The sequence below is a fragment of the Burkholderia sp. AU33803 genome (assembly GCF_002223095.1).
Classification (GTDB): Bacteria; Pseudomonadota; Gammaproteobacteria; order Burkholderiales; family Burkholderiaceae; genus Burkholderia.
Window position 1 is genome coordinate 1,855,472 of the sequence record NZ_NKFJ01000006.1, and the last position, 24,745, is coordinate 1,880,216.

Annotated in this window: 20 protein-coding genes; 9 read left to right on the plus strand and 11 right to left on the minus strand. The window is 69.3% G+C overall.

Going from position 1 to position 24,745, the window contains the following annotated elements; genetic code table 11:
- Window positions 1–24: 24 nt before the first annotated feature.
- The 4 genes from CFB41_RS25615 to CFB41_RS25630 are packed head-to-tail and all read right to left on the minus strand — an operon-like array spanning window position 25 to window position 8,565.
- Window positions 25–4,218 (minus strand): bifunctional nitrate reductase/sulfite reductase flavoprotein subunit alpha, encoded by a 4,194-nt coding sequence (locus CFB41_RS25615; protein WP_089458374.1) that lies wholly within the window; start codon window positions 4,216–4,218, stop codon window positions 25–27.
- A gap of 16 nt (window positions 4,219–4,234) precedes the next feature.
- Window positions 4,235–4,582, minus strand: a complete 348-nt coding sequence (nirD, locus tag CFB41_RS25620; protein WP_089432814.1) for a nitrite reductase small subunit NirD — start codon at window positions 4,580–4,582, stop codon at window positions 4,235–4,237.
- A gap of 38 nt (window positions 4,583–4,620) precedes the next feature.
- Window positions 4,621–7,218 carry a nitrite reductase large subunit NirB gene (nirB, locus tag CFB41_RS25625; protein ID WP_089458375.1) on the minus strand — a complete coding sequence of 866 codons (2,598 nt, stop codon included), beginning with the start codon at window positions 7,216–7,218 and terminating at the stop codon, window positions 4,621–4,623.
- Window positions 7,219–7,239: 21 nt separating this feature from the next.
- Window positions 7,240–8,565: an MFS transporter gene (locus CFB41_RS25630; protein WP_089458376.1), complete on the minus strand. Its 1,326-nt coding sequence runs from the start codon at window positions 8,563–8,565 to the stop codon at window positions 7,240–7,242.
- A gap of 664 nt (window positions 8,566–9,229) precedes the next feature.
- On the opposite strand from CFB41_RS25630, the gene cobA reads away from it, so the two are divergent.
- The 7 genes from cobA to CFB41_RS25670 all read left to right on the plus strand — a co-directional run bounded on the left by cobA (window position 9,230) and on the right by CFB41_RS25670 (window position 15,271).
- Complete coding sequence (gene cobA, locus CFB41_RS25640) at window positions 9,230–10,000, plus strand: uroporphyrinogen-III C-methyltransferase (protein WP_089458377.1); 771 nt, start codon at window positions 9,230–9,232, stop codon at window positions 9,998–10,000.
- A gap of 156 nt (window positions 10,001–10,156) precedes the next feature.
- The gene (locus tag CFB41_RS25645) at window positions 10,157–10,753 is read left to right on the plus strand and encodes an ANTAR domain-containing response regulator (protein ID WP_089458378.1); all 597 of its coding nucleotides are present in this window, start codon (window positions 10,157–10,159) and stop codon (window positions 10,751–10,753) included.
- Window positions 10,754–10,758: 5 nt separating this feature from the next.
- On the plus strand, window positions 10,759–11,811 hold the full coding sequence (locus tag CFB41_RS25650) for a CmpA/NrtA family ABC transporter substrate-binding protein (protein ID WP_089458379.1): 1,053 nt from the start codon (window positions 10,759–10,761) through the stop codon (window positions 11,809–11,811).
- 121 nt (window positions 11,812–11,932) lie between these two features.
- The gene (locus CFB41_RS25655; RefSeq protein ID WP_089458380.1) at window positions 11,933–12,532 is read left to right on the plus strand and encodes a uracil-DNA glycosylase family protein; all 600 of its coding nucleotides are present in this window, start codon (window positions 11,933–11,935) and stop codon (window positions 12,530–12,532) included.
- 59 nt (window positions 12,533–12,591) lie between these two features.
- Entirely contained in the window at window positions 12,592–13,386 is a 795-nt protein-coding gene (locus CFB41_RS25660) for a YkgJ family cysteine cluster protein (protein WP_089458381.1), read from the plus strand.
- Between the two features lie 119 nt (window positions 13,387–13,505).
- Window positions 13,506–14,447, plus strand: coding sequence for a helix-turn-helix transcriptional regulator (locus CFB41_RS25665; protein WP_089458991.1), 942 nt, complete (start codon window positions 13,506–13,508; stop codon window positions 14,445–14,447).
- A gap of 125 nt (window positions 14,448–14,572) precedes the next feature.
- Window positions 14,573–15,271: a fumarylacetoacetate hydrolase family protein gene (locus CFB41_RS25670; protein ID WP_089458382.1), complete on the plus strand. Its 699-nt coding sequence runs from the start codon at window positions 14,573–14,575 to the stop codon at window positions 15,269–15,271.
- A 70-nt stretch (window positions 15,272–15,341) separates the two neighbouring features.
- Here the strand turns inward: CFB41_RS25670 and CFB41_RS25675 are convergent, their stop codons facing one another.
- The 5 genes from CFB41_RS25675 to CFB41_RS38750 form a co-directional block, all read right to left on the minus strand.
- Window positions 15,342–15,881 (minus strand): DUF4303 domain-containing protein, encoded by a 540-nt coding sequence (locus tag CFB41_RS25675; protein ID WP_089458992.1) that lies wholly within the window; start codon window positions 15,879–15,881, stop codon window positions 15,342–15,344.
- Window positions 15,882–16,029: 148 nt separating this feature from the next.
- Window positions 16,030–17,241 (minus strand): MFS transporter, encoded by a 1,212-nt coding sequence (locus tag CFB41_RS25680; RefSeq protein ID WP_089458993.1) that lies wholly within the window; start codon window positions 17,239–17,241, stop codon window positions 16,030–16,032.
- Window positions 17,242–17,467: 226 nt separating this feature from the next.
- Window positions 17,468–19,060, minus strand: a complete 1,593-nt coding sequence (locus CFB41_RS25685; RefSeq protein ID WP_089458383.1) for a trypsin-like peptidase domain-containing protein — start codon at window positions 19,058–19,060, stop codon at window positions 17,468–17,470.
- 375 nt (window positions 19,061–19,435) lie between these two features.
- Window positions 19,436–20,338, minus strand: a complete 903-nt coding sequence (locus CFB41_RS25690) for a hypothetical protein (protein WP_089458384.1) — start codon at window positions 20,336–20,338, stop codon at window positions 19,436–19,438.
- 87 nt (window positions 20,339–20,425) lie between these two features.
- Complete coding sequence (locus CFB41_RS38750; protein ID WP_256941191.1) at window positions 20,426–20,692, minus strand: hypothetical protein; 267 nt, start codon at window positions 20,690–20,692, stop codon at window positions 20,426–20,428.
- On the opposite strand from CFB41_RS38750, the gene CFB41_RS38755 reads away from it, so the two are divergent.
- Window positions 20,691–20,909, plus strand: a complete 219-nt coding sequence (locus tag CFB41_RS38755; protein WP_256941192.1) for a hypothetical protein — start codon at window positions 20,691–20,693, stop codon at window positions 20,907–20,909. The genes CFB41_RS38750 and CFB41_RS38755 overlap by 2 nt on opposite strands.
- A 406-nt stretch (window positions 20,910–21,315) precedes the next feature.
- Here the strand turns inward: CFB41_RS38755 and CFB41_RS25700 are convergent, their stop codons facing one another.
- On the minus strand, window positions 21,316–22,788 hold the full coding sequence (locus tag CFB41_RS25700) for a PLP-dependent aminotransferase family protein (RefSeq protein WP_089458385.1): 1,473 nt from the start codon (window positions 22,786–22,788) through the stop codon (window positions 21,316–21,318).
- 217 nt (window positions 22,789–23,005) lie between these two features.
- On the opposite strand from CFB41_RS25700, the gene CFB41_RS25705 reads away from it, so the two are divergent.
- On the plus strand, window positions 23,006–24,208 hold the full coding sequence (locus tag CFB41_RS25705) for a GNAT family N-acetyltransferase (protein WP_089458386.1): 1,203 nt from the start codon (window positions 23,006–23,008) through the stop codon (window positions 24,206–24,208).
- Window positions 24,209–24,232: 24 nt separating this feature from the next.
- Here CFB41_RS25705 and CFB41_RS25710 read toward each other — a convergent pair whose 3' ends face one another.
- Window positions 24,233–24,712, minus strand: coding sequence for a DUF3331 domain-containing protein (locus tag CFB41_RS25710; RefSeq protein ID WP_089458387.1), 480 nt, complete (start codon window positions 24,710–24,712; stop codon window positions 24,233–24,235).
- Window positions 24,713–24,745 lie beyond the last annotated feature (33 nt).

The following is a 24,745-nucleotide window of genomic DNA, read 5'->3' on the forward strand; positions in this document are numbered from 1 at the left end:
CCGCCGGGCCCGCGCCGCCGACGTTCAGTACACGTCCCGCACGTAGCGCCGCGCCTTCGAAAGCCGCGCGACATAATCGTTCGCGGCTTCATCCGACATCCCGCCGTGCTCCGCGACCACCGCCTTCAGCGCCGTGTCGACATCCTTCGCCATCCGCGCGGCATCGCCGCACACGTAGAAGTGCGCGCCTTCCTCCAGCCACGCGAACAGCTCGGCGCCCTGCTCGTGCATCCGGTCCTGCACGTAGATCTTGTCGGCCTGGTCGCGCGAGAACGCGAGGTCGAGCCGCGTCAGGAAGCCACTGTCGTGCATCGCACACAGTTCGTCACCGTAGTAGAAGTCGGTCTGCGCGTGCTGCTCGCCGAAGAACAGCCAGTTGCGCCCGCGCGCGCCGCGTGCCTGCCGCTCGTGCAGGAAACCGCGGAACGGCGCGACGCCGGTACCGGGGCCGATCATCACGATCGGCACGTCGCCGTTCGCCGGCGGCCGGAAATGCGCGGACTTCTGCACGAATACCGGCACGCGGCCGTCGTCCGCGCGGTCGGCGAGGAACGTCGACGCCACGCCTTTGCGCGCACGCCGGCCGTTGTGATAGCGCACGGCCGACACGGTCAGGTGGATCTCGCCCGGGTGCGCGCTCGGGCTCGACGCGATCGAATAGAGGCGCGGCTGCATGCGCTTGAGCATCCCGACCAGCTCCGTGCCCGACAGCTCGACCGGAAACTCGTGCAGCACATCTGCAAGCTGCTGCCCCCACAGCCATTGCTTCAGGTCGCCCTTGCGGTCGTCGGCCAGTAGCGACTTCAGCGCGCCGTTCGCGCTGCGCGATGCGATGAACGCAAGCGTGTCCGGATGCGGGCGCGTGATGTCGAAGTGGCGTGCGAGCGCGTCGCCGAGGCGCACGTCGCCGACGCCCGCCACCGACACCGGCGCATCGGCCTTCAGCGCGGTGACCGACAGCAGCTCGTCGACCAGCTCCGGGCAGTTGGTCGGCCACACGCCGAGCGCGTCGCCGGCTTCGTATTCGAGGTTCGCGCCTTCGGTCGACAGCGACACGTAGCGCGTGTCCTTCGCCGCGCCCGGACGGTTCAGCCGCAGGTTCGCGACGAGCTTCGACGGCGCCGGATATGCCTTGGTCGGCAGCAGCCCCGACGGGCTGATCCCGCCGCTCGGCACCGCGTGCAGCGCGGCATCGGCGTCCTTGATCCGCGCGACGACGCGTTCGAGCCACTGGTCGGCATCGTGCTGGAATTCGACGTCGCAATCGACGCGTGCGCACAGGCGCGCTGCGCCGAGCTCCGCAAGCCGTGCGTCGAGCCGGCGGCCGTGGCCGCAGAACTGGTCGTAGTTGCGATCGCCGAACGCGAGCACCGCGAAGTGCACGCCGTCGAGGCGCGCGGCGCTGCCGGCCCGCAGCGCGTCCCAGAATTCGCTGCCGTTGTCGGGCGCATCGCCGTCGCCGAACGTGCTGGTCATCAGCAGCACGTATTGCGCGCCGGCCAGCGACGCCACCGGATAGTCGGACATGCATGCCGTGCGGATCTCGAAGCCCGCGTTCATCAGTTGCGTCGCGTAATCCTCGGTCAACGATTCGATGTTGCCGGTCTGCGATGCCCACAGCAGCACGACCTTCGGCCGCGCGCGCACGATCCGCACGCCGCCCGACGCAGCGGCATCGGCCGTCGGCGCAGGCGCCGCGGCACCCGGCACGCGCGCCGGCAGCGAGCGGCTGAACAGGCCGGCCAGCATGCCGTCGAGCCAGAACCGCACCGGTGGCGTGAGCGGCGCGCCGGCCGGCAGCACGGGCACGCCGCCCTCGCGCCGGCCGGCGCTCGCCTTCAGCCCGCTGACGAGGCCGGCCACGTACAGCCGTTCGGTGTCCGTCAACGGCGGCGGCGCGAGGTCGGCCACGCCGAGCGCGGCCGCGAAAGTGTCGAGGTCTGCCATGTCGGATTCCTGTGAAGCAAGCGCCTGCGCCGTCGCCGGCACGGGCTGCGTGTCGTCGGCGCGTGCATCGGGTTGCGCGGTCGCTTCATCGGCGGACGCGAACGCATCGGTCTCGACGCGCCGCAGCGCGACCGCGCAGTATTTCAGTTCGGGTTGCTGCGATTCGGAATCGATCGCGTCGTTCGTCACCGCGTTGATGCACAGGTCGTCGCCGTACACGTCGTTCCAGTGCATCGGCGCGAAGCAGTTGCCGCGCCGCACGCGCTCGGTCACGACCGCCGGCAGCACCGCGCGGCCGCGTGCCGAACGGATCTCGACGCTGTCTTTCGCGGCGATGCCGAGCGCGCTCGCATCGTCCGGGTGCAGCTCGACGAACGGGCGCGGGTTGAGCTTGTTCAGCATCGCGACCTTGCCCGTCTTCGTCATCGTGTGCCATTGATGCTGCAGCCGCCCGGTGTTCAGCACGATCGGGAACGTGTCGTCGGGCCGCTCGGCCGGCGCGACGTGCGGCCGCGCGAAGAAGCGTGCCTTGCCCGACGGCGTCGGGAACGCGAGGCGCGGCGCGTCGGTCGCGTCACCGTCGCCCGCCGCGCGCAGCGTCTGGCTCACGCCGTCGTTCAGGTAGCGGATCGGGTGCCGTTCGCGCGCGGTGCCCGGCGCGACCGGCCACTGCACGGGCCCGTCGCGCAGCACCGCATGGCTCGCGCCGCGCAGGTCGTAGCCGGTCGCCGGATTCGAGAAGCGCACGATCTCGTCGAACACGTCGGCCGCCGACGCATAATCGAACGCATCGCCGAAGCCCATCGCACGCGCGACGTCCGCGACGATGCGCCAGTCGGGCAGCGCGTCGCCCGGCGGCGCGACCGCCGCGCGCATCAGCGTCATGTTGCGCTCGGAGTTGACCATCACGCCGTCGCCTTCCGCCCACAGCGCGCCGGGCAGCAGGATATCCGCATAGCGGTTGGTCTCGGTGTCGAGGAAGGCATCCTGCGCGATCACGAGCTCGGCGGCCTGCAACCCGGCGATCACGTTCTGCCGGTTCGGCACCGTGGCGACCGGGTTCGTGCAGATGATCCAGCAGGCCTTGATGTCGCCGGCCGCCATCCGCGAGAACATGTCGACCGTGCCTTGCCCCGCCTCCTTGCGCAGCGTGCCGGCCGGCACGCGCCACAGGTTCTCGACGAAACGGCGATCGTCGTCGGACGCCACCGAGCGCTGGCCCGGCAGCCCGGGGCCCATGTAGCCCATCTCGCGCCCGCCCATCGCGTTCGGCTGGCCGGTCAGCGAGAACGGGCCGCTGCCGGTGCGGCAGATCTTGCCCGTCGCGAGATGCAGGTTGCAGATCGCATTGGTGTTCCACACGCCGTGCGTGCTCTGGTTGAGCCCCATCGTCCAGCAGCTCATCCACTCCTGCGCGTCGCCGATCCACTGCGCGGCCGTGCGCAGATCGGCTTCCGCGAGCCCGGTGATGTCGGCGACACGCTCGGGCGTGTAGTCGGCGAGGAACGCGGGCATCGCGTCCCAGCCTTCGGTGTACGCGTCGATGAATGCGGCATCCGTGCGGCCGTTCGCATGCAGCAGATGCAGCAGCCCGTTGGCCAGCGCGAGATCGGTGCCCGGCCGGATCTGCAGGAACAGGTCGGCCTTGTCGGCCGTGCCGGTGCGGCGCGGATCGACGACGATCAGCTTCGCGCCGGCCTTCACGCGATCCATCATCCGCAGGAACAGGATCGGATGACAGTCAGCCATGTTCGCGCCGATCACGAAGAACAGGTTCGCGCGATCGAAATCCTGGTACGACCCGGGCGGGCCGTCCGCGCCGAGCGACTGCTTGTAGCCGGTGCCCGCGCTCGCCATGCACAGGCGCGAATTCGACTCGATGTTGCGGGTGCCGACGAAGCCCTTCGCGAGCTTGTTGACGAGGTATTGCGCCTCGATCGACATCTGCCCCGATACGTAGAACGACAGCGCGTCGGGCCCGTGCGTATCGAGCACCGCGCGCAGGCGGCGCGCGGTATCGGCGATCGCGTCGCGGGCCGGCAGCGGCACCAGGTCGTCCTCGCGCGCCCGCCGCACGAACGCGCGGTCGAGCCGCCCCGAGCGGCGCAGCGCGACGTGCGCCGACGCGCCCTTCGTGCACAGCCGCCCGAAGTTGGTCGGATGGTCGGCGTCGCCGGACACCTTGACGACTTCGCCTTCCTCGACGTGCAGCACCATCCCGCAGCCGACGCCGCAGTACGGGCACACGCTCTTGACGGGGGTGGCGGTCATGCGCGCTCCGGGGCGGTCAGGCCGCGATCCACACGAAACCGTCCTCGACCCGCGACGGATACGCGCTCACCGACTGCTCGGGCGCCTCGAGACATTCGCCGGTGCGCAGGTCGAAGTGCTGCTTGTACAGCGGCGACGCGACGACCACGCGCTCGCCGAGGCTGCCGATCAGCCCGCGCGACATCACGGCCGCCTGCGACACCGGATCGACGTTGTCGATCGCGAACACGCCGCCGGCTTCGGCATGCGCGACGTGAAAAACCGCGACCTGCTCGCCGTTGACGAGCGCACACACGCCGGTGTTGGGCACGATGTCGTCGAGCGCGCACACGCGGGTCCAGGACAGCGGAAGACGATCGTTCATGATGGACTCCTTGGAAAAAACGCGGGTGTCGGTCAGGGTCAAACGGTAGCGGGTTCGGTGGCGGCTTGCGTCACGCCTTCAGCGACGACGGGAATCGACACCGGCTTGCCGCCCGCCCGTTCGCCGGGCGTCGCGGGCCGGATCTGGCCGCGCGTCTCGACGAATTCGATGGTCGTGTCGGGCGCGTCGCTGTTCACGAAATGACGGAAGCGCTTGCGCGTGTCGGGATCGGTCACGGCCTTCTTCCATTCGCACTCGTAGGTGTCGACCACATGCTGCATGTCGGCTTCGAGTTCGGCGCCGATCCCGAGCCGGTCGTGCACGACGACGTCGATCAGGTAGTCGAGGCCGCCTTCGAGGTTGTCGCGCCACACGCTGGTGCGTTGCAGCCGGTCAGCGGTGCGCACGTAGAACATCAGGAGACGGTCGATGTAGCGGATCAGCGTCGCGCGGTCGAGATCGGACGCGAGCAGTTCCGCATGACGCGGCTTCATCCCGCCGTTGCCGCACACGTACAGGTTCCAGCCCTTCTCGGTCGCGATGATGCCGACGTCCTTGCCCTGTGCCTCCGCGCACTCGCGCGTGCAGCCGGACACGCCGAACTTGATCTTGTGCGGCGCGCGCAGCCCCTTGTAGCGGTTCTCCAGGTCGATCGCGAGGCCGACCGAATCGCCGACGCCGTAGCGGCACCACGTCGACCCGACGCACGACTTCACGGTGCGCAGCGCCTTGCCGTACGCGTGGCCCGATTCGAAGCCGGCCGCGATCAGTTCTTCCCAGATCGACGGCAGTTGCTCGACGCGCGCACCGAACAGGTCGACACGCTGGCCGCCGGTGATCTTCGTGTACAGGCCATACTTTTGCGCGACCTGGCCGACCGCGATCAGCCCTTCCGGCGTGACTTCGCCGCCCGGCATGCGCGGCACGACCGAGTACGTGCCGTCGCGCTGGATGTTCGCGAGATAGTAGTCGTTCGAATCCTGCAGCCCCGCGTGCTCCTTCTTCAGCACGAATTCGTTGAAGCACGACGCGAGGATGCCCGCCACCGCCGGCTTGCACACGTCGCAGCCAAGGCCGTGGCCGTGCTTCGCGAGCAGTTCGTCGAAGGTCGTGATGCGCTCGACGCGGATCAGGTGGAACAGTTCCTGGCGCGAATGCGGGAAGTGCTCGCACAGATGGTTGTTGACCGCGAGGCCCTGCTTCTTCATCTCGGCCTTCATGATCTGCGTGACGAGCGGCACGCAGCCGCCGCACGACGTGCCGGCGCCCGTGCACGTCTTCAGCGCGCCGAGGCTCGTCGCGCCGTCGGCGACCGCCGCGCAGATCTGCGACTTCGACACGTTGTTGCACGAGCAGATCTGCGCGGCCGCCGGCAGCGCCTCGACACCGATCGCCGGCTTCGCGACACCGTCCGACGACGGCAGGATCAGGAATTCCGGCGACTCCGGCAGCTCGATGCGATTCAGCATCATCTGCAGCAGCGTGCCGTACTCGGCCGCATCGCCGACCATCACCGCGCCGTGCAGGAACTTGCCGCAGTCGGACACCACGAGCTTCTTGTAGACCTGGCGGCGCTCGTCCGCGTACTGGTAGGTGCGGCTGCCGGCGGTCGTGCCGTGCGCGTCGCCGATGCTCGCGACATCCACGCCCATCAGCTTCAGCTTCGTGCTCATGTCGGCGCCGGCGAAGGCGGCTTCCGCTGCCCTGTTCGCATCGCCGCCGAGCTGCTTCGCGACCACGCGCGCCATGTCGTAGCCGGGGGCGACGAGGCCGTACACCATGCCGTTCCAGGCCGCGCATTCGCCGATCGCGTAGATATCGGCATCGCTCGTGCGGCACGCGTCGTCGATCGCGACGCCGCCGCGCGGGCCGATGTCGAGACCGCACGCGCGGGCCAGTTCGTCGCGGGGGCGGATGCCGGCCGAGAACACGATCATGTCGGCGTCGAGGTGCGAGCCGTCGGCGAACGCCATCCGGTGCGTGCCTGCCTCGCCATCGACGATTTCCAGCGTGTTCTTGCCCGTATGCACGGTCACGCCGAGCGCCTCGATCTTCGCGCGCAGCATCCGGCCGCCGCCGTCGTCGACCTGCACGGCCATCAGCCGCGGCGCGAATTCGACGACGTGCGTGTCGAGCCCCATGTCGCGCAGCGCCTTCGCGCATTCGAGGCCGAGCAGCCCGCCGCCGACCACGACACCGCGCTTCGCGTGCGTGCCGCACGCCTGCATCGCTTCGAGATCCTCGATCGTCCGGTACACGAAGCAGCCGTCACGATCGTGCCCCGGCATCGGCGGCACGAACGGGCGCGAACCCGTCGCGAGCACCAGCTTGTCGTACGCGAGCGTTTCGCCGGACGCGAGCGTGACCGTATGCGCGGCGCGGTCGATCGACGCAACTTGCGCGTTCAGGCGCAGGTCGAATTGCGGATGACGCGCGAAGAAGCCGGGTTCGACGAGCGACAGGTCGTCCGCCGACTTGCCCGCGAAGAATTCCGACAGGTGCACGCGATCGTACGCCGGACGCGGTTCCTCGCCGAGCACCGTGACCTGCAGCACGCCCGCGGCGCCCGCCTCCGCCGCGACGCATTCGAGGAACTTGTGGCCGACCATGCCGTGGCCGATGACGATGAGTTTCATGGTGACGTTTCCTTCGGTCGATCAGTTCGCGACGCCGCTGGCAGCCAGCGCGCGGTCGCGCAGCTCGGCTTCGCGCGCCTTGTGTTCCGCGCTGAAGCGCACGGCCATCGCGCACAGCGCGGTCGCGGTGACGGCCAGCCCGAGCAGGCTCAGCGTGTGCTGCACATCGCCGACACCCTTCAGCAGGAAGCTCGCGGCCACCGCGCCGACGTTGCCGCCCGCGCCGACGATCCCCGCCACGCCGCCGAGTGCCTTGCGGTCGATGAACGGCACCAGCGCGTAGGTCGCGCCGCAGGCCATGTGCGTGAAGAGGCCGAACGTGAGCATCGCGACGAGGGCGATGCCGACGCTTTGCGCATGCGAGAACCAGATCAGCCCGAGCCCTTCGCCGATGATCAGCGCGCACAGCAGCGTCGCGCGCACGTCGAGGCTGCGGCGCGCGGCGATCTTGTCGGACAGCCAGCCGCCGAGCGCACGGGCAAACAGCGCGAGCAGCCCGAACAGGCCGACCGCGAACCCGGCGTCCTTCAGCGACAGGCTGAAGTGATCGACGTAGTACAGCGCGGCGATGTTGTGGATGAACACCTCGACGCCGAAGCACGCGCCGTACGTGACGAACAGCATCCACACGCGATAGTTGCCGCAGGCCGCGAAGAAGCTCGCCCAGCCGCCCTTCTTGCCGCTGTCGACCGTCACGCCCGCCTGGCGCAGCGCGATGATGTCGCCTTGCGGGCAGTCCTGCGTGAAGCGCCAGTACGCCCAGGCCATCACGAGCATCGCGACGCCCGGCACGACCAGCGCGATGCGCCACGACGAATCCTCGCCGAAGCCGAGCATCAGGCCGGCGGCGACGAGCAGCGGCATCAGCGCCTGCGTGGCGCCTGCGCCGGCGTTACCCCAGCCGGCCGTCGTCGCGTTCGCGGTGCCGACCACGTTCGGCGCGAACATCACCGACGTGTGGTACTGCGTGATCACGAAGCCCGCGCCGATCGCGCCGATGCCGAGCCGGCAGATCAGGAACGACAGGTAGTCGTGCGTGAACGACACCGCGAACACGGGGATCGCGCCGAGCAGCAGCAGGCCGACGTACACGCGGCGCGGGCCGAAGCGGTCGCACAGCGGGCCGACCAGCAGCCGCACGGCGATCGTCGCGGCCACCGCCGCGATGTTGATGTTGGCGACCTGCGCGGCCGTCAGGTGGAATTCGCGTGCGATCAGCGGCATCAGCGGCGCGCACGCGAACCACGCGAAGAAACACACGAAGAACGCCATCCACGTCAGGTGGAACGCGCGCATCGGCGCGGTGCGGAAGCTGAAGAGATCGATACGGGTAGCTTTGTCGGTCATGTCATCCGCCAAACGAAAAACGGCGTCCTGCGCACCCGGTCTCGTCGAGACCCGATGCGTAGGACGCCGTTGCCCATGAAGCCCGTTGCCGGGCGCGTCGGTAATCGGTACTGCCGGACGAATCGCCATTGATCCGCCCGATCCTCCCAACGCAAACGCCGTGCCATGTCGTCGCGAATCGGGCCCACAGCCGCGCCACGCAAGGCTCGTCGGGCGTTGCACGACGCGCGTCTTCGTGCGACCCAGGATGCGTCGTGAGGCAGCGAGGCACAGATGTGGTGCGATGCAGCACTGTCGCCGTGCGACATCGCGGTGCGCGCCGACGGGGCACGATGCACGCCGATTCGGCATGGCGGCTGCTTTGGCGCGACGACTGCATGGGCACGCGCGGCCATCGCGCGGCGCAACGCGCGCCGTTGCCGCCGCCGCGACGCGACGCGTCATGCCGGTTGGCCCGGATATTGCTGAATCCGCTGATGACACCGGCAACGGCGCCGGTGGGCAGTCCCCGCAACCCATGCCCGTCATTCCGGCGGGCCGATCAGGACAACGGCGTCCCTCCGTGCGCGGCACGGCCGGATGCCGGTGCGTTTCGACCGCCCGCCGCCGCCGCGCAACACAACGCGCTATCGACCGCCGCCTGCCGGCGGCACTGGAACACGACATGACGACAGGCAAAGTCACGCTGCTGGGCGCCGGCCCCGGCGATCCCGATCTCCTCACGCTGAAGGCCGCGAAGGCGCTGGCCGCCGCCGACGTGCTGCTGCTCGACGATCTCGTCGCGCCCGGCATCGTCGAGCTCGCGCCGCAGGCACGCGTGATCCGCGTCGGCAAGCGCGGCGGCTGCCGCTCCACGCCGCAGGCATTCATCGAGAAGCTGATGCGCCGCTGCGCGCTGCGCGGCGCCCACGTGGTGCGCGTGAAAGGCGGCGATGCGCTGCTGTTCGGGCGCGCCGGCGAAGAACTCGCGACGCTGCGCGCCGCCGCGATCCCGGTCGAGATCGTCAACGGCATCTCGTCGGGCTTCGCGGCCGCCGCGAGCCTCGGCATCTCGCTCACGCACCGCGCGCATTGCCACGGCGTCACCTTCGTCACCGCGCACCGTCAGGACCACGGCGAACCCGACTGGGCGCGTCTCGCGTCGAGCGGCACCACGCTCGCGATCTACATGGGCATGAGCCGCGTCGACCGCATTGCCGTCGGCCTGCTCGCCGTGCTGCCGCCCGCGACGCCGGCCGCGGCCGTGCAATGGGCCGGCACGCCCGACGAACGCCGCTGGACCGGCACGCTCGGCGGTCTCGCGCGCGGCATCGACGCCGCGCGGCTCGGCAGCCCGGCCGTGATCCTCGTCGGCGGCGCGATCGGCGAAGCCGCCGTGCAGCACGTGCCGGACGCGGGCGCCGCGATCGAAACGGCCTTGTCCCGGGCCGCGTAGCATGCGCGACGCCACGCGGCACCAGCCGCCCACCTATCATGAAGACAGCGGCGCCGGCCGCCGGGCCATCGCGCGCGGCACCGACCCGATGTCCGCACGGGGCCGCCGCCCCCGATCCGCCCATCGCGCCACGATTTCGCCGCCGCCGGCCGCGTCATGAGTCCGTCTGCTTCTACCCCCCGCCTGCGCGTGCTGCTCGTCACCGACACCGACAAGCCGATCGGCGAGCTCGGCGAGGCGCTCGCGCACCTCGGCTACGAGATGCTGAACGACGTCGCGACGCCCGCGCGCCTGCCGGCCGCCGTCGAGGAGCAGCATCCCGACGTCGTGATCATCGATACCGATTCCCCGTCGCGCGACACGCTCGAGCAGCTTGCCGTGATGCACGCCACCGCGCCGCGCCCCGTGCTGATGTTCAGTCACGACGCCAACCAGTCGCTGATCCGCGCGGCGGTCGGCGCGGGCGTCAGCGCGTATCTCGTCGAAGGGCTGTCGGCCGAGCGCCTCGCGCCGATTCTCGAAGTCGCGCTCGCCCGCTTCTCGCACGACGACGCGCTGCGCCGCCGGCTGGCCGACGTCGAGCGCGAGCTCGCGGAGCGCAAGCTGATCGACCGCGCGAAGCGCCTGCTGATGGACGAGCGCAAGGTGTCCGAACACGACGCCTACGCGACGCTGCGCAAGCGCGCGATGGATCAGGGCCTGCGCATCGTCGACGTCGCGCGGCAACTGCTCGACGCGTCACCCCAGTCATGAATGCCATGGATACCTCTTCTCCCGCCGCGCCGGAACGCGCACATCTTCGCCTCGGGTTCGTCGCGCTGAGCGACGCGGCCCCGCTGATCGTCGCGCAGCGCCTGAACCTCGGCGAACGGCACGGCCTCACGCTCGAGCTCAGCCGCCAGCCGTCGTGGGCCACCGTGCGCGACAAGCTGCTGAGCGGCGAGCTCGACGCCGCGCATGCGCTGTACGGGCTCGTCTGCGGATTGCAGCTCGGCATCGGCGGCCCGCAGGCCGACATGGCCGCGCTGATGGTGCTGAACCGCAACGGCCAGGCGATCTCGTTGTCGCGCGGCCTCGCCGACGCATATCGCGCCAGTGGCAGCGTGCGCGATGCGTTCGCGACGCTCGGCCGCAAGCCGCTCCTCGCGCAGACGTTCCCGACCGGCACGCACGCGATGTGGCTGAACCACTGGCTCGCGTCGCACGACGTCGATCCGCTGCGCGACGTGCGCAGCGTCGTGATCCCGCCGCCGGAGATGGTGGCCGCGCTCGCCGGCGGCGAACTCGACGGCTTCTGCGCCGGCGAGCCGTGGCATGCGGTGGCCGAGGCCTGCGGCGCGGGGCGGACCGTTGCCGTCACGAGCGAGATCTGGCCCGATCATCCGGAGAAGGTGCTCGCGGCCCGGCGCGATTTCGTCGCGCTGTATCCGGCCACGGCCCGCGCGCTGATCCGCACCCTCGTCGATGCGTGCGCCTGGCTCGACAACGCCGCGCACCGTCGCGAAGCGGCCGACTGGCTCGCGTCGCCCGATGCGCTGGGTGTGCCCGCCCGGCTGATCGCGCCGCGCCTGCTCGGTGACTACGGCTCCGGCCCGTTCGCCGTGCCGCCGCTGCCGATCCGCTTCCACGACGGCGGCGCCGTGAACCGCCCCGATCCGCGCGAAGGCGAGTGGTTCCTGTCCCAATACCGGCGCTGGGGCATGCTCGACGGCGCGCACGACGACGCGGCGATCGCCCGGGCGATCGCGCAAACCGCGTTGTATGATGCTGCCGTCGCCGAAAGCGGCGCATCGGGCCTGTCGCCGGCGTGATGCGCACCGCGTGATGCAGGCGGCGCGCGCTCCCGCGCCTTGCCTGTCCGGGCCGCCTGCCGGCGTCCGGCACGCGGCCCCGGGTGACGCCGCATGACCCCTCCGTCCCCGATCCGATTCGATGCCGAAACCCACGCGCGCGCCGCTCGACGTGCTGCTCACCGAAATCCGCGCGTGCCGTGCCTGCGAAGCCGACCTGCCGCTCGGCCCGCGCCCCGTCGTGCGGGCCCATCGCGACGCGCGCATCCTGATCGTCGGGCAGGCGCCGGGCGCCCGCGTCCATGAGAGCGGCATCCCGTGGGACGACGCCAGCGGCAAACGGCTGCGCGGCTGGCTCGACGTCGACGCCGACACGTTCTACGACGAGACGCGCTTCGCGATCGTGCCGATGGGCTTCTGCTACCCGGGCCGCGGCGCCAGCGGAGACAACCCGCCGCGCCCCGAATGCGCGCCGCTCTGGATCGACCGGTTGCTCGCCGAGTTGCCGTCGATCCGGCTCACGCTGCTGGTCGGCCAGTACGCGCAGCGGCATTTCCTGCGCGAGTCGCGCAAGGCCTCGCTGACCGACACCGTGCACGCCTGGCGCGACTATGGCCCCGACGTGTTGCCGCTGCCGCATCCGTCGCCGCGCAACCAGGCGTGGTTCAAGCACCACCCGTGGTTCGACGCCGACGTCGTGCCCGAGCTGCGGCGCCGGGTCGCGCCTTTGCTCACTGGGTAAACGAAACCGCTGCCACTTCGCGACGCTTCACGCCCCCCGTTACCCGTACCGAATCAAGCATGAACGACACCCCCACCGACCTCGACTTTGCCTGCAACGGCTGCGGCGGATGCTGCCACGACCTGCGCATTCCGCTGACGATTGACGAGGCGACAGCATGGTTGCAGCGCGGCGGTCACGTGGAGCTGCTGTGCGATGCGATGCCGTGGCTCGTCGAGCCCGAGCCCGACAACGGGTTCGCCGCGTACAAGCGCGTGCGCTCGAGCGCCGCGCTCAGCGGCTCGCTGCCCGTGCGCATCACGGTCATGCTCACCGCGACCCATGCCGGGCCGTGCCCGAACCTCGGCGATGACATGCGGTGCGCGATCTACGACGCGCGTCCGCTCGTGTGCCGGATCTATCCGGCCGAAGTGAATCCGTTCGTGCCGCTGGTGCCGGACGGCAAGCAATGCACGCCCGATGCGTGGCAGCAGGCGCCGTTCGTCCGCGGCGGCACGATCGTCGACGCGGCCACCCGCGAGAACATCGCGCGCTCGCGTGCGGCGAGCGAAGCCGAGACGCCACTGCGGGCGCGGTTGTGCAAGGTACTGGGGATCGATACGGCGGCGGTGGCCAACGAAGGGTTCGCGGTCCATGCGCCGCCGGCTGCCGCGCTGCTCGCCGCGCTGACGGCTTTGACGGCGCAGCGCGCGTCGGACTCGGCCCCGGCCGGCGCCGACGACACCATCGCCTGGACGCTGGTGTCGAACCGTACGTCGACGCTGGATGCGCTCGGGTCGGTCGGCGCGGCAAGCCAGCGTGCCGGTAGCGCCAACCCGCACGCCAGTTATCTCGGCTTCCATCCGGACGAGTGATCGCCGCGCGGCACGCCGCGAGCGACACCGGGCGAAGCCATGCGGCCGCACAGATCGCCGTCCCGCCCGGTTCGCTGTACCATCGCGGCTCAACCGCGTCACGAACAGCAGAATCCTTCATGCCCTCCATCGCCCCGCCGCGCCTGTACGGGATGCCCGAACGCAGCGACCGGCTCGACTTCTACATCCGCGACCAGGCGTCGCGCCAGGCGATCACCGAGCCGCACCGGCACGCGTATTTCCAGATCCAGTTCAATCTCGGCGGCGACACCGAGCAGCGGATCGGCGGCGTCACGCGGCCGTTTCCGCGCGGCGCGCTCGCGTTCGTGCTGCCGCATCGCGAGCACCTGATCCCGCATCCGGAAGGCGCGCACTTCATCGTCATCAACTTCAGCCAGGCGTTCCTGCGCGCCGATCTCGACGTCGACCCGCTCGATCTCGAAGACGTGCCCGCGCACCGCTTTCCCGAGCTGACGCCGTTCCGCTTCCAGGAACACCTCGACTTCATCCTGACCGGCGACACCTACGAAGAAGCGCGCCGCCTCGCGCTGTGCATGCTCGACACCGATCGCGTGCGCACGTTCGGCTCGACCACGCTGCTGCGCGGCTACCTGCTGCAGCTGATCGGGCTCGTCTGCACGCAGTACGCGGGTGCGCTCGACAAGCTCGCGCAGCGCGGCGCCCAGCGCGCGGGCCGGCGCGACGCGCTCGCGCGCGTGCTGCGCCACGTGCGCGCCAACCTGACCCGCGAAGACCTGACGCTCGCCGCGACCGCCGAGGCCGCGTTCCTGTCGCCCAACTACCTCGCGCACCTGGTCCGCAAGGAAACCGGCAGCACCTTCACCGATCTCGTGACCGAACGCCGGATCGCGCTCGCGCAGTCGCTGCTGGCCCATACCAGCCGGCGCATCGCGGATATCGCACGCTCGGTCGGCTTCCGCGACGAAGGGTATTTCGCGCGGCGCTTCCGTGCGCGGGTCGGCGTGTCGCCGAAGGCGTACCGCGACGCGAACGCCGCGCTGCCGGACGGCGACGACGCACCGGCGGCGGCCGACGCGTAGTTTTGTCCCGGTAAAACGCAATTGCGTCGCATCCGGCCACTCGGCTGTCGGGTATCGTTGCACGCATGCCGGCCCGTGCACTGCGCGGACGCGGCATCCGTCTTATCACCGAACGAGGCCATCCGATGTCCGCTTATGTCATCGACGCTGCCGAGCGTCCTTCCGTCCAAGTCGACCAGTCGTCCGCGCGCTTTCCGGTGCGCCGCGTCTTCTGCGTCGGCCGCAACTATGCCGACCACGCGCGCGAAATGGGCGCCGATCCCGACCGCGAACCGCCGTTCTTCTTCACGAAGCCAGCCGACGCGATCGTCCCGGCCAGCGGCACCGTCGCCTATCCGCCGCTGACGAACGACCTTCATCACGAAATCGAGCTGGTCGTCGCGATCGGCAAGGACGGACGGTCGATCGACCCGGCCGACGCGCTGTCGCACGTGTGGGGCTACGGCGTCGGCGTCGACCTCACGCGCCGCGACCTGCAGGCCGAAGCGAAGAAGCTGAGCCGTCCGTGGGACTGGGCGAAAGGCTTCGACGCATCGGGCCCCGTAACCGCGCTGCGCGCGGCAACGGCCACCGGCCACCCGGCGACGGGCCGCATCTGGCTCGCGGTCAACGGCGAAACACGCCAGCAAGGCGACCTGGCCGACATGATCTGGGCCGTGCCCGACGTCATCGCGTATGTATCGCGCTCGGTCGAGCTGAAGGCAGGCGACCTGATCTTCACCGGCACGCCGGCGGGTGTCGGCGCGCTGCAGCCTGGCGATCACGTCACAGGCGGCGTCGACGGCGTCGCAACGTTCGAATTCGTCGTGGGCGCGAAGCCGTAAGCCGTCACGCAACACGCAGCACGCATGGCGGTCGCCCGTCCGGGGCCGCCGTGCGATATCCCGATTTCGGTCAGCCGTAGCGGCGCAGGAATGCGTCGGCGACGGCCGGCGGATTCAGCACCTTCGCCGATTCGTTTTCCAGCGCCTCGGCCGCATCGTCGTCGCTGATCGACACGAACAGCGTGATCGCCGCCCTTTCGTCGCCCGTGCCGAACAAACCTTCGCGGTCGAGCAGGCGCAACGCCGCGATCATGTCGGCGTGCAGTTGCCGCACATGTTCCGGGAATCTCGAGCGGACGAACTGCGGGCTCAGCACGTCATCGGCGAGCTTGCCGCAGATCGCGTTGAACGGCGACGCTTCCGCCGCCGCGTACGCCCATTCGGAGAAACCCCACGCATACCACGGGTCGTCGTCCGGGACGGCCTGTTGCTCGCGGATCCGGCGCAGCCCTTCGACCGAATTGGCCGCCGGCACCACCGTCATCGCACCGCTATCGGTATATAGCGCGAACGCGTAGAAATGCTCGTCCGGGTGCAGCGCCCGCAGCGCCCTGAATGTCGCTCTCGCGGCGTCGGCAATGTCTCGCTGGAAATCAGAAAAGTCGCTCATCGCATCCTCGTCCAGTCGCCCTGCTCGCGTCGGCGCATGCCCGGCGCGCGGCGGGTTCGTCGTCTCCCGATAATCGGTCGATTGTCCGCCAATCGTCCACGGCACGGTAGCCGTGCCAGCCCCCATGCCCGATGCCCCGCGTCCGCCTTCACCGCCCGGCGTCGCGCGCATCGAACACCCGCACGCAGACGGCCGCCACCAGTGCGATCGCCGCCGACAGCAGCATCATCGCGAGCGGCGCATAGCCCGCGTTGCCGGCCGTCAGCACCGCCCCCGTCAGCGACGAAAGCGCGGCCCCGCCAGCGATCGTCATCGCGCCGGCCAGCCCCGACGCGCTGCCCGCCAGCGCCGGGCGCACCGACACCGCGCCGGCATGCGCGCCGGGATTCGTCAGCCCGTTGCCGATGCCGACCAGCACGCACGGCCCGAACCACGCGATCGCCTGCGTCACGCCGCCGAACCTCAGCGCGAGCCCGATCAACGGCCCCGCGCACGCGACCACCCGTCCGAACAGGATCGTCGTGGCCAGCGCGTAGCGGCGTGCGTATCGCGCGGCCAGGAAGCTGCCGAACACGAAACCGGCCGTGATGGTCCCCATGTAGAAACCGATCTCCGCCGGCGCGATGCCTAACACCGTTTGCGCGGCGAGCGGCGCGCCGGCCAGGAACGCGTAGAACGAGCCGGTCGAAAACGCCATGCAGAGCGCATAGGCCCAGAAACGGCGCGCGCGGAGTAGCGCCGGATACGCGCGAAGCTGCTGCCTGAGGCTCGACGACCGGTTCGCATGGGTTTCGACGAGGTCGAACGCACACCAGACGAACAACGCGATGCCCACCACACCGAGCAGCCAGAAGCTCGCGCGCCAGCCCAACGTCTGGTCGAGCACGCCGCCGAGCGTCGGGCCGAGCATCGGCGCGAACGCGGCCGCCATCGCCGCATAGCCGATCCGGCTCGCCGCGCGCGCACCGCCGCCGGTGTCCCGGATCGTCGCCATCGACACGGGATAGACCGACGTGATCGCCGCCTGCATCAGCCGGCATGCGAGGAATGCACGAATATCGGTCGCCATCGCGCAGCCGAGCGAGCCGAGCGCGAACACGCCGACGCTCGCCAGTACGACCGGCCGCCGCCCGAACCGGTCCGACAGCGGGCCCATCACGAACTCCAGCGACGCGGCCACCGCCGCGTAACCGCCGAGCGACAGCGCGACGAGCGCATAGTCGGCGCGCAGGTCGCGCGCGATGGCCGGCAGCGACGGCAGGAACAGGCTCAGCGGCAGTACCGAGCACGCACACAGCAGGATCAGCGTCGCGAGTCTCGGCGACGCCCGTTCGGAAGCGATCGGCAGGTTCGATTGCAAGCGGATGCCCTCCATGCACGTGCCGCACGGCCGTGCGCAATGCAAAAAAAGCCCCCGAACGAGTCGGGGGCGCATGGGTGCCGGTGCGGTGCCGCTACCGGACCCTGCGCCTGTGGACTACTACGATGATGAATGCTGCTTTCATGCCGGATGGCTCCTGATTGCCTGGCTGACTGCGTGCGATGTCGGACGATGGTAGGCGGACGATACCGACCGCGTCAACGCCCTAACGCGCACGCACCGACACGAATTTCCGGGCGTTGTTGCGCTGGATCAGCACCGCGATCACGCTGCCGTTCGCTTCGAGCGTCGGTATGTCATCGGGCGTCTCGAGCAGCGTGTCATTGAGCTCCAGCACGACGTCGCCCGGCTGGATGCCGGCCTTGGCTGCCGGGCCGTGCACCGCGTCCACCATCATCCCGACGGCGAGCCCCGTCGAGCGGCGCTCGTCGTCGCTGAGCGCATGCATCGTCAGCCCGAGGCGGTCGCCGCCGTCGGCAGCCGCTGCTCCCGCCGCCGGTCGTGCTGCCGCCTTCGGCGCAGCCATGCCGACGGTCGCGCCCGCGCTGCCGGCGGCCTCGTCGGCGCCCGTGATCGTCAGCATCACCGGCGCGCGGTTGCGGATCAGCCGCAGCGGCGTCTTCTGGCCCGGCGGCAGCGCGGCGGCCAGGTCGTTCAGCTCGGCCGAACGGCCGATCGTCTTGTCGCCCAGCTTCACGATCACGTCGCCGGGCTTCACGCCAGCCGCGGCGGCCGGCGAGCCGGGCGCGACCCCGTTGACGAGCGCGCCCGCCGGACGCGGCAGCCCGAACGCCGCGGCCAGCCCGATGCCGACATCCTGCACGTCGACGCCGATCGCGTTGCCGGACGACGCATCCGGCGCCTGGGACTGCTGTGCCTGCGCCTGCATCTGCTTCTGCAGTTGCGCCCGCACCTTTGCGGCGAACGCGATCGGGATCGCGAACGTCGTGCTCGCGTAGCGGTCCGGGCCCGTATAGACCTGCACCGCGATGCCGATCACGTCGCCCGCGCGATTGAAGACGGGGCCGCCCGAGTTGTCGGGGTTCGGCGCGATGTCGGTTTCGAAGAACGGAAACGCGCTGCCGTCCGGCATCCGGTGGGACGTGGCGCTGACGATGCCGGCCGTGACCGTGTTGCCCGATCCGTCCGGCGCGCCGATCGTCATCACCGGCTCGCCCGCGCGCACCTTCGACGAATCGCCGATGCGCACGAACGGCAGCTTCTTCCCGTCGATCCGTAGCACCGCGACGTCACTTTGCGGGTCGACAGCCAGCACCGTCGCCTTGAATTCGCGGCGGTCGATGAGCCGTACCGTCACGTCGGTCGCTTCGTCGACCACATGCGACGACGTGAGGATCAGGCCGTCGGCGCTGACGATGAAACCCGAGCCGCTGCCCGATACCGCGCGCGGCAACATCTCGGGTGCCTGTGCCTGTGCGCCTTGTGCCGGTGCGCCTTGTGCCGATGCGCCTTGTGCCGACGCCGGTACGTCATGCCGGAAGAACGCGGCGAGCGGATCGTCGGGATCGAGGATCGCGAACGACGGGCCGCTCGCCTGCTGGTCGGGTGCGGCGGTCATGACGGTCACGACGGCCGGGCCGTAGCGGTCGACGATCGCCGGAAAATCGACCGGCATCGCGTAAGGCGCGGCAGCCGGCCGTTGCTTCATCAGGTGCGGCGTAACGGGCGGCGAGAGGGTTCCGGCAAGGACGGCCGGCGGGGCCGGCAAACAGCCGGCAAACACGCCCCCGATCAACGCGGTGCGAAGCACGGCGCGAGCAAGCGTCTGGCGAACCACGGTGCACCTCCCCCGGGAGTCACGGCGCCGACATGCGCGAGACGCGCAGACGCTCGACAAGGCCCGGTACACCCATCCATTTATAGTCCACGCGGCCTGTTCGACCATACGAATCGAAACCCGAATGCCGGGCGGCGCGGCAGGTGCGGAGCCGCGACGGTGGCCGTTTCGAACAAAGTGCGCGGTTCGTCAATCCGCACATCCACCACGCATCGACACGTGTACAGGTGGAAAATCGTTGCCGTCCGTGGCAAGTGTCATCATCGCGGTCTGCCGCGGATCGTCCGCCTGTCGCGCGTCACGGGCAGGTAACACGTTCGCCTCGGCGTGTCCGTTATCGGCCGCCGTCCGTCTGCTCGCCTGCGCCGGCCTTGTTCAGTGGCACGAGAGGATCACCACCCCGCCCACCCCTTGCGTGTTCGGCAACGCAGCCGTGTAACCCACCGCCACCAGCGGTTGTGTTACGTCATGTCCGATGACGATGGACTGAATCGACGCGGGCCCGGTGGTCGTCAACACACCGTTCAACGGCACCTGTGTGTACGTCAGCCCGTATTGAGTAGTCGCCAGCTTGATCGACAGGTTCAGCGTGGTGAGCAGGCGCGTGGCCGGATCCAGCGTGGCCGAACTCGAAACGAGCGTACCGGCGGTGCTGCCGTCGTTGCTCGCCACCGTGTCGGCAATCACCTGGGTACACGCAAGCGGACCGCCCGTTGCGGGTAGCGACAGCGATGTACCAACCGCGTAGTGAACGCCTTGCGTATCGGTATAGGTATTGCCATCGGTATCCATCGCGCGATTCCAGCGGCCGATCGCAACATCGGTGCCGACGCTCTGGATGTCGGTAACGGCGCCGTGGTCGAGCCCAAGACAGTCGGTGGCCGACGACGACGATGCGAGCGTCGTAAACGCGCCGCTTGGCTGCTGAACCAGGCTCGCCGCGGGCACATTAGCCGCCGTCATGTTGCGGTTCTTCGCGTATTCGCTCGGCAGATTCGGTACCACGAGCACCGCCAGTTGGCCGTTGTTCGCCGTGACGGGCGGCGCCGAACCCGAATAGCTGAAGCTGCCGTTCGGGCGGCATGCCGCCTGAACCGACGGTTGCGTCGAAGATCCCGTCGGCGGAGCAGCCGGCGACGTGGCCGTCGGCGTCCCGGCCGTATTGTCGTTCGATGCGCTGCTTCCCGTATTGACGGTACCGTCATCGCCGCCGCCGCATGCCGTCAGCAGCAACGCCGTGCTTGCCACACTTGCCAACCAGACCTGCTTTCCCCACATGACTTACCTCGTTTTCTCGTTTTGGATAATTACCGCGCAACAACAGCATTCAGTGAACTCACCGGAATGCTTGCCAACACAACGTTCTCAATGCTGGCCATTGCTGCCTGACACGCTTGCTTGAGCTCGAAACAGCATTTCCTCAAGTAGCGGCGCAATGATGCGGGTCAACACGATCAGGCCAGGCCCGCCGTTCGTGTACACCTCGCGGGCGTCATATCCGCTTCCGCCCCACGGGAAAAACTGCCCAACGCCGACTTCGATCACGCTGACAGTCACGATTAATCGCGGAGTCATCAGCAGATGGTGGGAAAAGTCGCCGGAGTGTCGATCGCCAGGAATCGACGCTGGCATGCAGCAGGCTACGGTAGGTCAATTTGCCGTGGTCAAGCAGCACTTTAAATACGAGCCCGTTCGCGAGAACACGGCCGATGCTGGCAATCGCCATAAGTTGAAGCCCCGCGCTTCGGCTGATCGACCGGACGATTGGATCCATCAGGTACTCGACCATAATCAGCGCGACGATAATGAAAAATTCATCCAGCAAATTCGGGAAGCAGTAGCGACTTGAATCGGATCTCATCGATATTGATATAGTTTTACGAACGGCATCCGTGATGACCGCGATCTCGGTTATCTGCCGCCGACCTCGCGACGATCGGTATTATTCATGCTCCGGGCACACCGCCAACTTGACTCGTCACTACCGCTCAGATCATCGCCCCCTGGAATCCATTGAGTCGACGCGAGCGATCGCTCATTATTCTGCGAAAGTAACCGTTTGTTACAGTAAATTCATCGTCGCTCATCCCAATAGGACTTGCAAGCACCGTTGACCATTCTTGACGATCAAAACCGCCACACATTCAGCTCGGGAAGTGAGGCGGAGAATCGATGAATATCAACGCGATTTTTATAAATTTAATATTTAAAGGGTTTGCGCAATACACTCTAGCGATTGACCGACGAGTCGCCCGTCAATCCCCACCCACCCGCTCCGCGATCGCCGACAGCATCCGCAACATCGGCTCGAACGCGTCGGCCGACGTATTGCCGAAACCGAGCACGAGCCCGTTACCCGCCGATCCCGCATCGATCGAAAAACCCGACAGCGGAAACGGCCCGATGCCATGCGCACGCGCGGCGTCGACGATCGCGCGATCGCAGTAACGCGCCGGCAGCCGCAGCGCGAGATGCAGCCCGCACGGCCCGCCCTCGATCTGATGCGGCACGCTCAGGTTGCCGTCCAGCGCGGCCAGCAGCAACCGCCGCCGGTCGCGGTACAGCCGGCGCATGCGGCCGAGATGGCGGCCGTACTCGCCCGTCTCGATGAAATCGGCCAGCGCGAGCTGCACGTGGCGCGTCCCGCCGCGCAGCATCTCCGGCAGCACCGGCCTTACCGCGGCCAGCAGCGCGTCGGGCAGCACGAGAAACCCGATCCGCAACGCCGGAAACATCGTCTTGCTGAACGAGCCGAGATAGACGACGGGCGAATCGGGCGCGAGCCCGTGCATCGCGCCGATCGGCTCGCCGGTGTGGCGGAATTCGCTGTCGTAGTCGTCCTCGATGATCCACGCGCGATGCCGGCGCGCGGCGTCGATCAGCGCGAGCCGGCGCGAGATCGACAGCACGGCGCCGGTCGGGAACTGGTTCGACGGCGTCGTATAGACGAGGCGCGGCGTCCGCTCGCGCCAGTCATCCTCTTCGGCACGCAGCCCTTCCGCGTCGACCGGCATCGGCACGACGTCGAGGTCGGCGGCCTGCATCGCGGTGCGCGCGCCGCGATAACCGGGCTCCTCGACCCACACCGTATCGCCCGGGTTCGTCAGCAGCTGCGCGCACAGCGCGATCGCGCCCTGTGCGCCTTCCGTGATCACGATCTGCTCGGGATCGCAGCGCACGCCGCGCGTCACGGCCAGGTGGCGCGCGATCGATTCGCGCAACGCGGGCTCGCCGAGCGGGTCGCCATAGCCGAGCAGGTCGCGACCGGCGCGGCGCAGCGCGCGGTCGATCGCGTGGCGCCATGCGTCCGCAGGGAAATGCGTCAGCGCGGGGACCCCGGGCCGGAAGCCCTCCGATTCACCGGTGCCGATGCGGCTCGGTCGAATCCGGCCGAGCCGCTGCGCGACGGCCGGCGGCGCGGCACGCCGGCGCGGCGGCGCCGGCCGTGACAGCCCGACCACGCGCGTACCGCGGCGGTCCGACTGCAGGAAGCCTTCGGCGACGAGCTGCTCGTAGACGGCCGCCGTCGTGTTGCGCGACACGCCGAGCGTCTCGGCCAGCGCGCGCGTGCCGGGCAGCCGCGTGCCGGCCGGCATCGCGCCGCCGAGGATCGCGTCGCGCACGCGGCGCAGCAACTGGCGCTGCAGCGAAGGCGCGCCCGGCGTGCGCGCCAGCGGCGCGTCGAGCGGCAGCAACGGCGCATCGCCGGAAGGAAGGACAGTCGTCATCGGAACATCGCAGCGTGAAAATGTCGAATGGTGGCGCACGGCTAGTGGCGGACGGCGCGAGGCACTCGGCAGGTGAACGACGGCTCGCCGGTTCAGCCCCTGAAATCCGTGGCACCATAAATTTGCCGATCACTGGCGCTTCTCATGGTACCTCGTCGCGACTACGATCATCTGCATGCCGGCATGTCGCCGGCCGCCAACCGAAGCGAGATCGACCTTGTCCACGCTCACCAACGCTTTCCAGCAACCCATCGGCCACCCCGTTCCCGACTGGTCCGCGCGCCCGCGCCCGGAGCGCATCGTGCTCGAGGGCCGCTACTGCCGGCTCGAACCGCTCGACGCCGAGCGCCACGCGGCCGACCTGCACGCCGCGTACTCGCAGGCGCCGGACGGCAGCGACTGGACCTATCTCGCACACGGCCCGTACGCCGACGAAGCGAGCTACCGCGAGTACGCGCGTACCGCGCAGGCGAGCCCGGATCCGCTGCACTACACGGTGATCGACCGCGCCACCGGCCGCGCGGTCGGCACGCTCGCGCTGATGCGCATCGATCCGGCCAACGGTGTGATCGAGGTCGGCTCCGTCACGTTCTCGCCGCTGCTCAAGCGCACGCCCGTTTCGACCGAAGCGCAGTTCCTGCTGATGAAGTACGCATTCGACACGCTTGGCTACCGGCGTTACGAATGGAAGTGTGACGACCTGAACCTCCCGTCGCGCAAGGCCGCCGCACGGCTCGGCTTCCGCTACGAAGGCACGTTCCGGCAGGCGATCATCTACCGCGGCCGCAATCGCGACACCGCGTGGTTCTCGATCATCGACGGCGAATGGCCGGATGTGCGCGCCGCGTTCGACGCGTGGCTCGCGCCGGAGAACTTCGACGCTCGGGGCGAGCAGCGCCGGTCGCTCACCGCGATCCGCCACGCGCAGGCCAGCGCGCGCGATGCGGCCAGCCGCGCGAACGATGCCACCCGCGTCACGGTGCGCCCGCTCGTGGCCGCCGACGAAGCCGCGTGGCGCCCGCTGTGGCAGGGTTATCAGAAGTTCTACGACACCGCGCTGAGCGAGGCGGTGTTCGCGACGACGTGGGCCCGCCTGATGGATCCCGCCGAGCCGATGTTCGTGCTCGGCGCATTCGACGCATCGGGGGCGCTGGTCGGGATCGTGCATGCGATCTACCACCGCTCGTGCTGGACCGAAGGGCCGTACTGCTATCTGCAGGACCTGTACACCGCCCCCGACGCACGCGGGCAAGGCGCAGGCGGCGCGCTGATCGAGGCCGTGTACGAACATGCGCGTGAAGCCGGTGCGAGCCGTGTGTACTGGCTCACGCACGAAACCAACACGACGGCACGCGCGCTGTACGACAAGCTCGCGAACAACGCCGGGTTCATCCAGTACCGGCACGACGTGAAGAAGTAACGCGGCATCGCAGCCGGCCGGCGTTCAACCGGAAACGTCGGCCGGCTCGCGCGCGTCGTCGCCCTCCGGGGCGGCGTCACGTGCCAGGCCGGCCGCACCCGGCACCGCCGCCGGGCAGATCATCTCGTCGCCGTTGGCCGGCACGGGCCGCCGCACCGGCCGGAACACCGGCTCGCCCGGCTCGATCGGCTGCCCCGAGATCGCGCAGCGGCCCGGCTGCAACGCGACGCGCAAGCGCCAGCGCTGCTCGCCGTAATGGCACCGGCCGCTCTCGACCCAGCGGATCAGCAACGCATGGTCGTCGGCCTCCAGCACCGTGACGAACAGTTGCGGGCGCAACGGCGAGACGGCCGCCGCCGCGTGCTCGGGAACCGGCGCCCGGCCGATCGTCCCGAGCGGATGCGCGACGCCGCCACGTTGCGGCATCGCATCGTCTTCGACCCATGCCGGCGCATCGCACGGCGGGTCTGCTTCGCAAATCAGGCTTTCCATGGTGTTGAGCATGCTTGACGGATTTCCGTGCAGGTTGAACGGCGC

Coding starts and splice junctions, on each gene's coding strand:
- CFB41_RS25615 (WP_089458374.1), bottom strand. CDS start 4,218: ATGACCGCCACCCCCGTCAAGAGCGTGTGCCCGTACTGCGGCGTCGGC.
- nirD (WP_089432814.1), bottom strand. CDS start 4,582: ATGAACGATCGTCTTCCGCTGTCCTGGACCCGCGTGTGCGCGCTCGAC.
- nirB (WP_089458375.1), bottom strand. CDS start 7,218: ATGAAACTCATCGTCATCGGCCACGGCATGGTCGGCCACAAGTTCCTC.
- CFB41_RS25630 (WP_089458376.1), bottom strand. CDS start 8,565: ATGACCGACAAAGCTACCCGTATCGATCTCTTCAGCTTCCGCACCGCG.
- cobA (WP_089458377.1), top strand. CDS start 9,230: ATGACGACAGGCAAAGTCACGCTGCTGGGCGCCGGCCCCGGCGATCCC.
- CFB41_RS25645 (WP_089458378.1), top strand. CDS start 10,157: ATGAGTCCGTCTGCTTCTACCCCCCGCCTGCGCGTGCTGCTCGTCACC.
- CFB41_RS25650 (WP_089458379.1), top strand. CDS start 10,759: ATGGATACCTCTTCTCCCGCCGCGCCGGAACGCGCACATCTTCGCCTC.
- CFB41_RS25655 (WP_089458380.1), top strand. CDS start 11,933: ATGCCGAAACCCACGCGCGCGCCGCTCGACGTGCTGCTCACCGAAATC.
- CFB41_RS25660 (WP_089458381.1), top strand. CDS start 12,592: ATGAACGACACCCCCACCGACCTCGACTTTGCCTGCAACGGCTGCGGC.
- CFB41_RS25665 (WP_089458991.1), top strand. CDS start 13,506: ATGCCCTCCATCGCCCCGCCGCGCCTGTACGGGATGCCCGAACGCAGC.
- CFB41_RS25670 (WP_089458382.1), top strand. CDS start 14,573: ATGTCCGCTTATGTCATCGACGCTGCCGAGCGTCCTTCCGTCCAAGTC.
- CFB41_RS25675 (WP_089458992.1), bottom strand. CDS start 15,881: ATGAGCGACTTTTCTGATTTCCAGCGAGACATTGCCGACGCCGCGAGA.
- CFB41_RS25690 (WP_089458384.1), bottom strand. CDS start 20,338: ATGTGGGGAAAGCAGGTCTGGTTGGCAAGTGTGGCAAGCACGGCGTTG.
- CFB41_RS38755 (WP_256941192.1), top strand. CDS start 20,691: ATGCAGCAGGCTACGGTAGGTCAATTTGCCGTGGTCAAGCAGCACTTT.
- CFB41_RS38750 (WP_256941191.1), bottom strand. CDS start 20,692: ATGCCAGCGTCGATTCCTGGCGATCGACACTCCGGCGACTTTTCCCAC.
- CFB41_RS25700 (WP_089458385.1), bottom strand. CDS start 22,788: ATGACGACTGTCCTTCCTTCCGGCGATGCGCCGTTGCTGCCGCTCGAC.
- CFB41_RS25710 (WP_089458387.1), bottom strand. CDS start 24,712: ATGCTCAACACCATGGAAAGCCTGATTTGCGAAGCAGACCCGCCGTGC.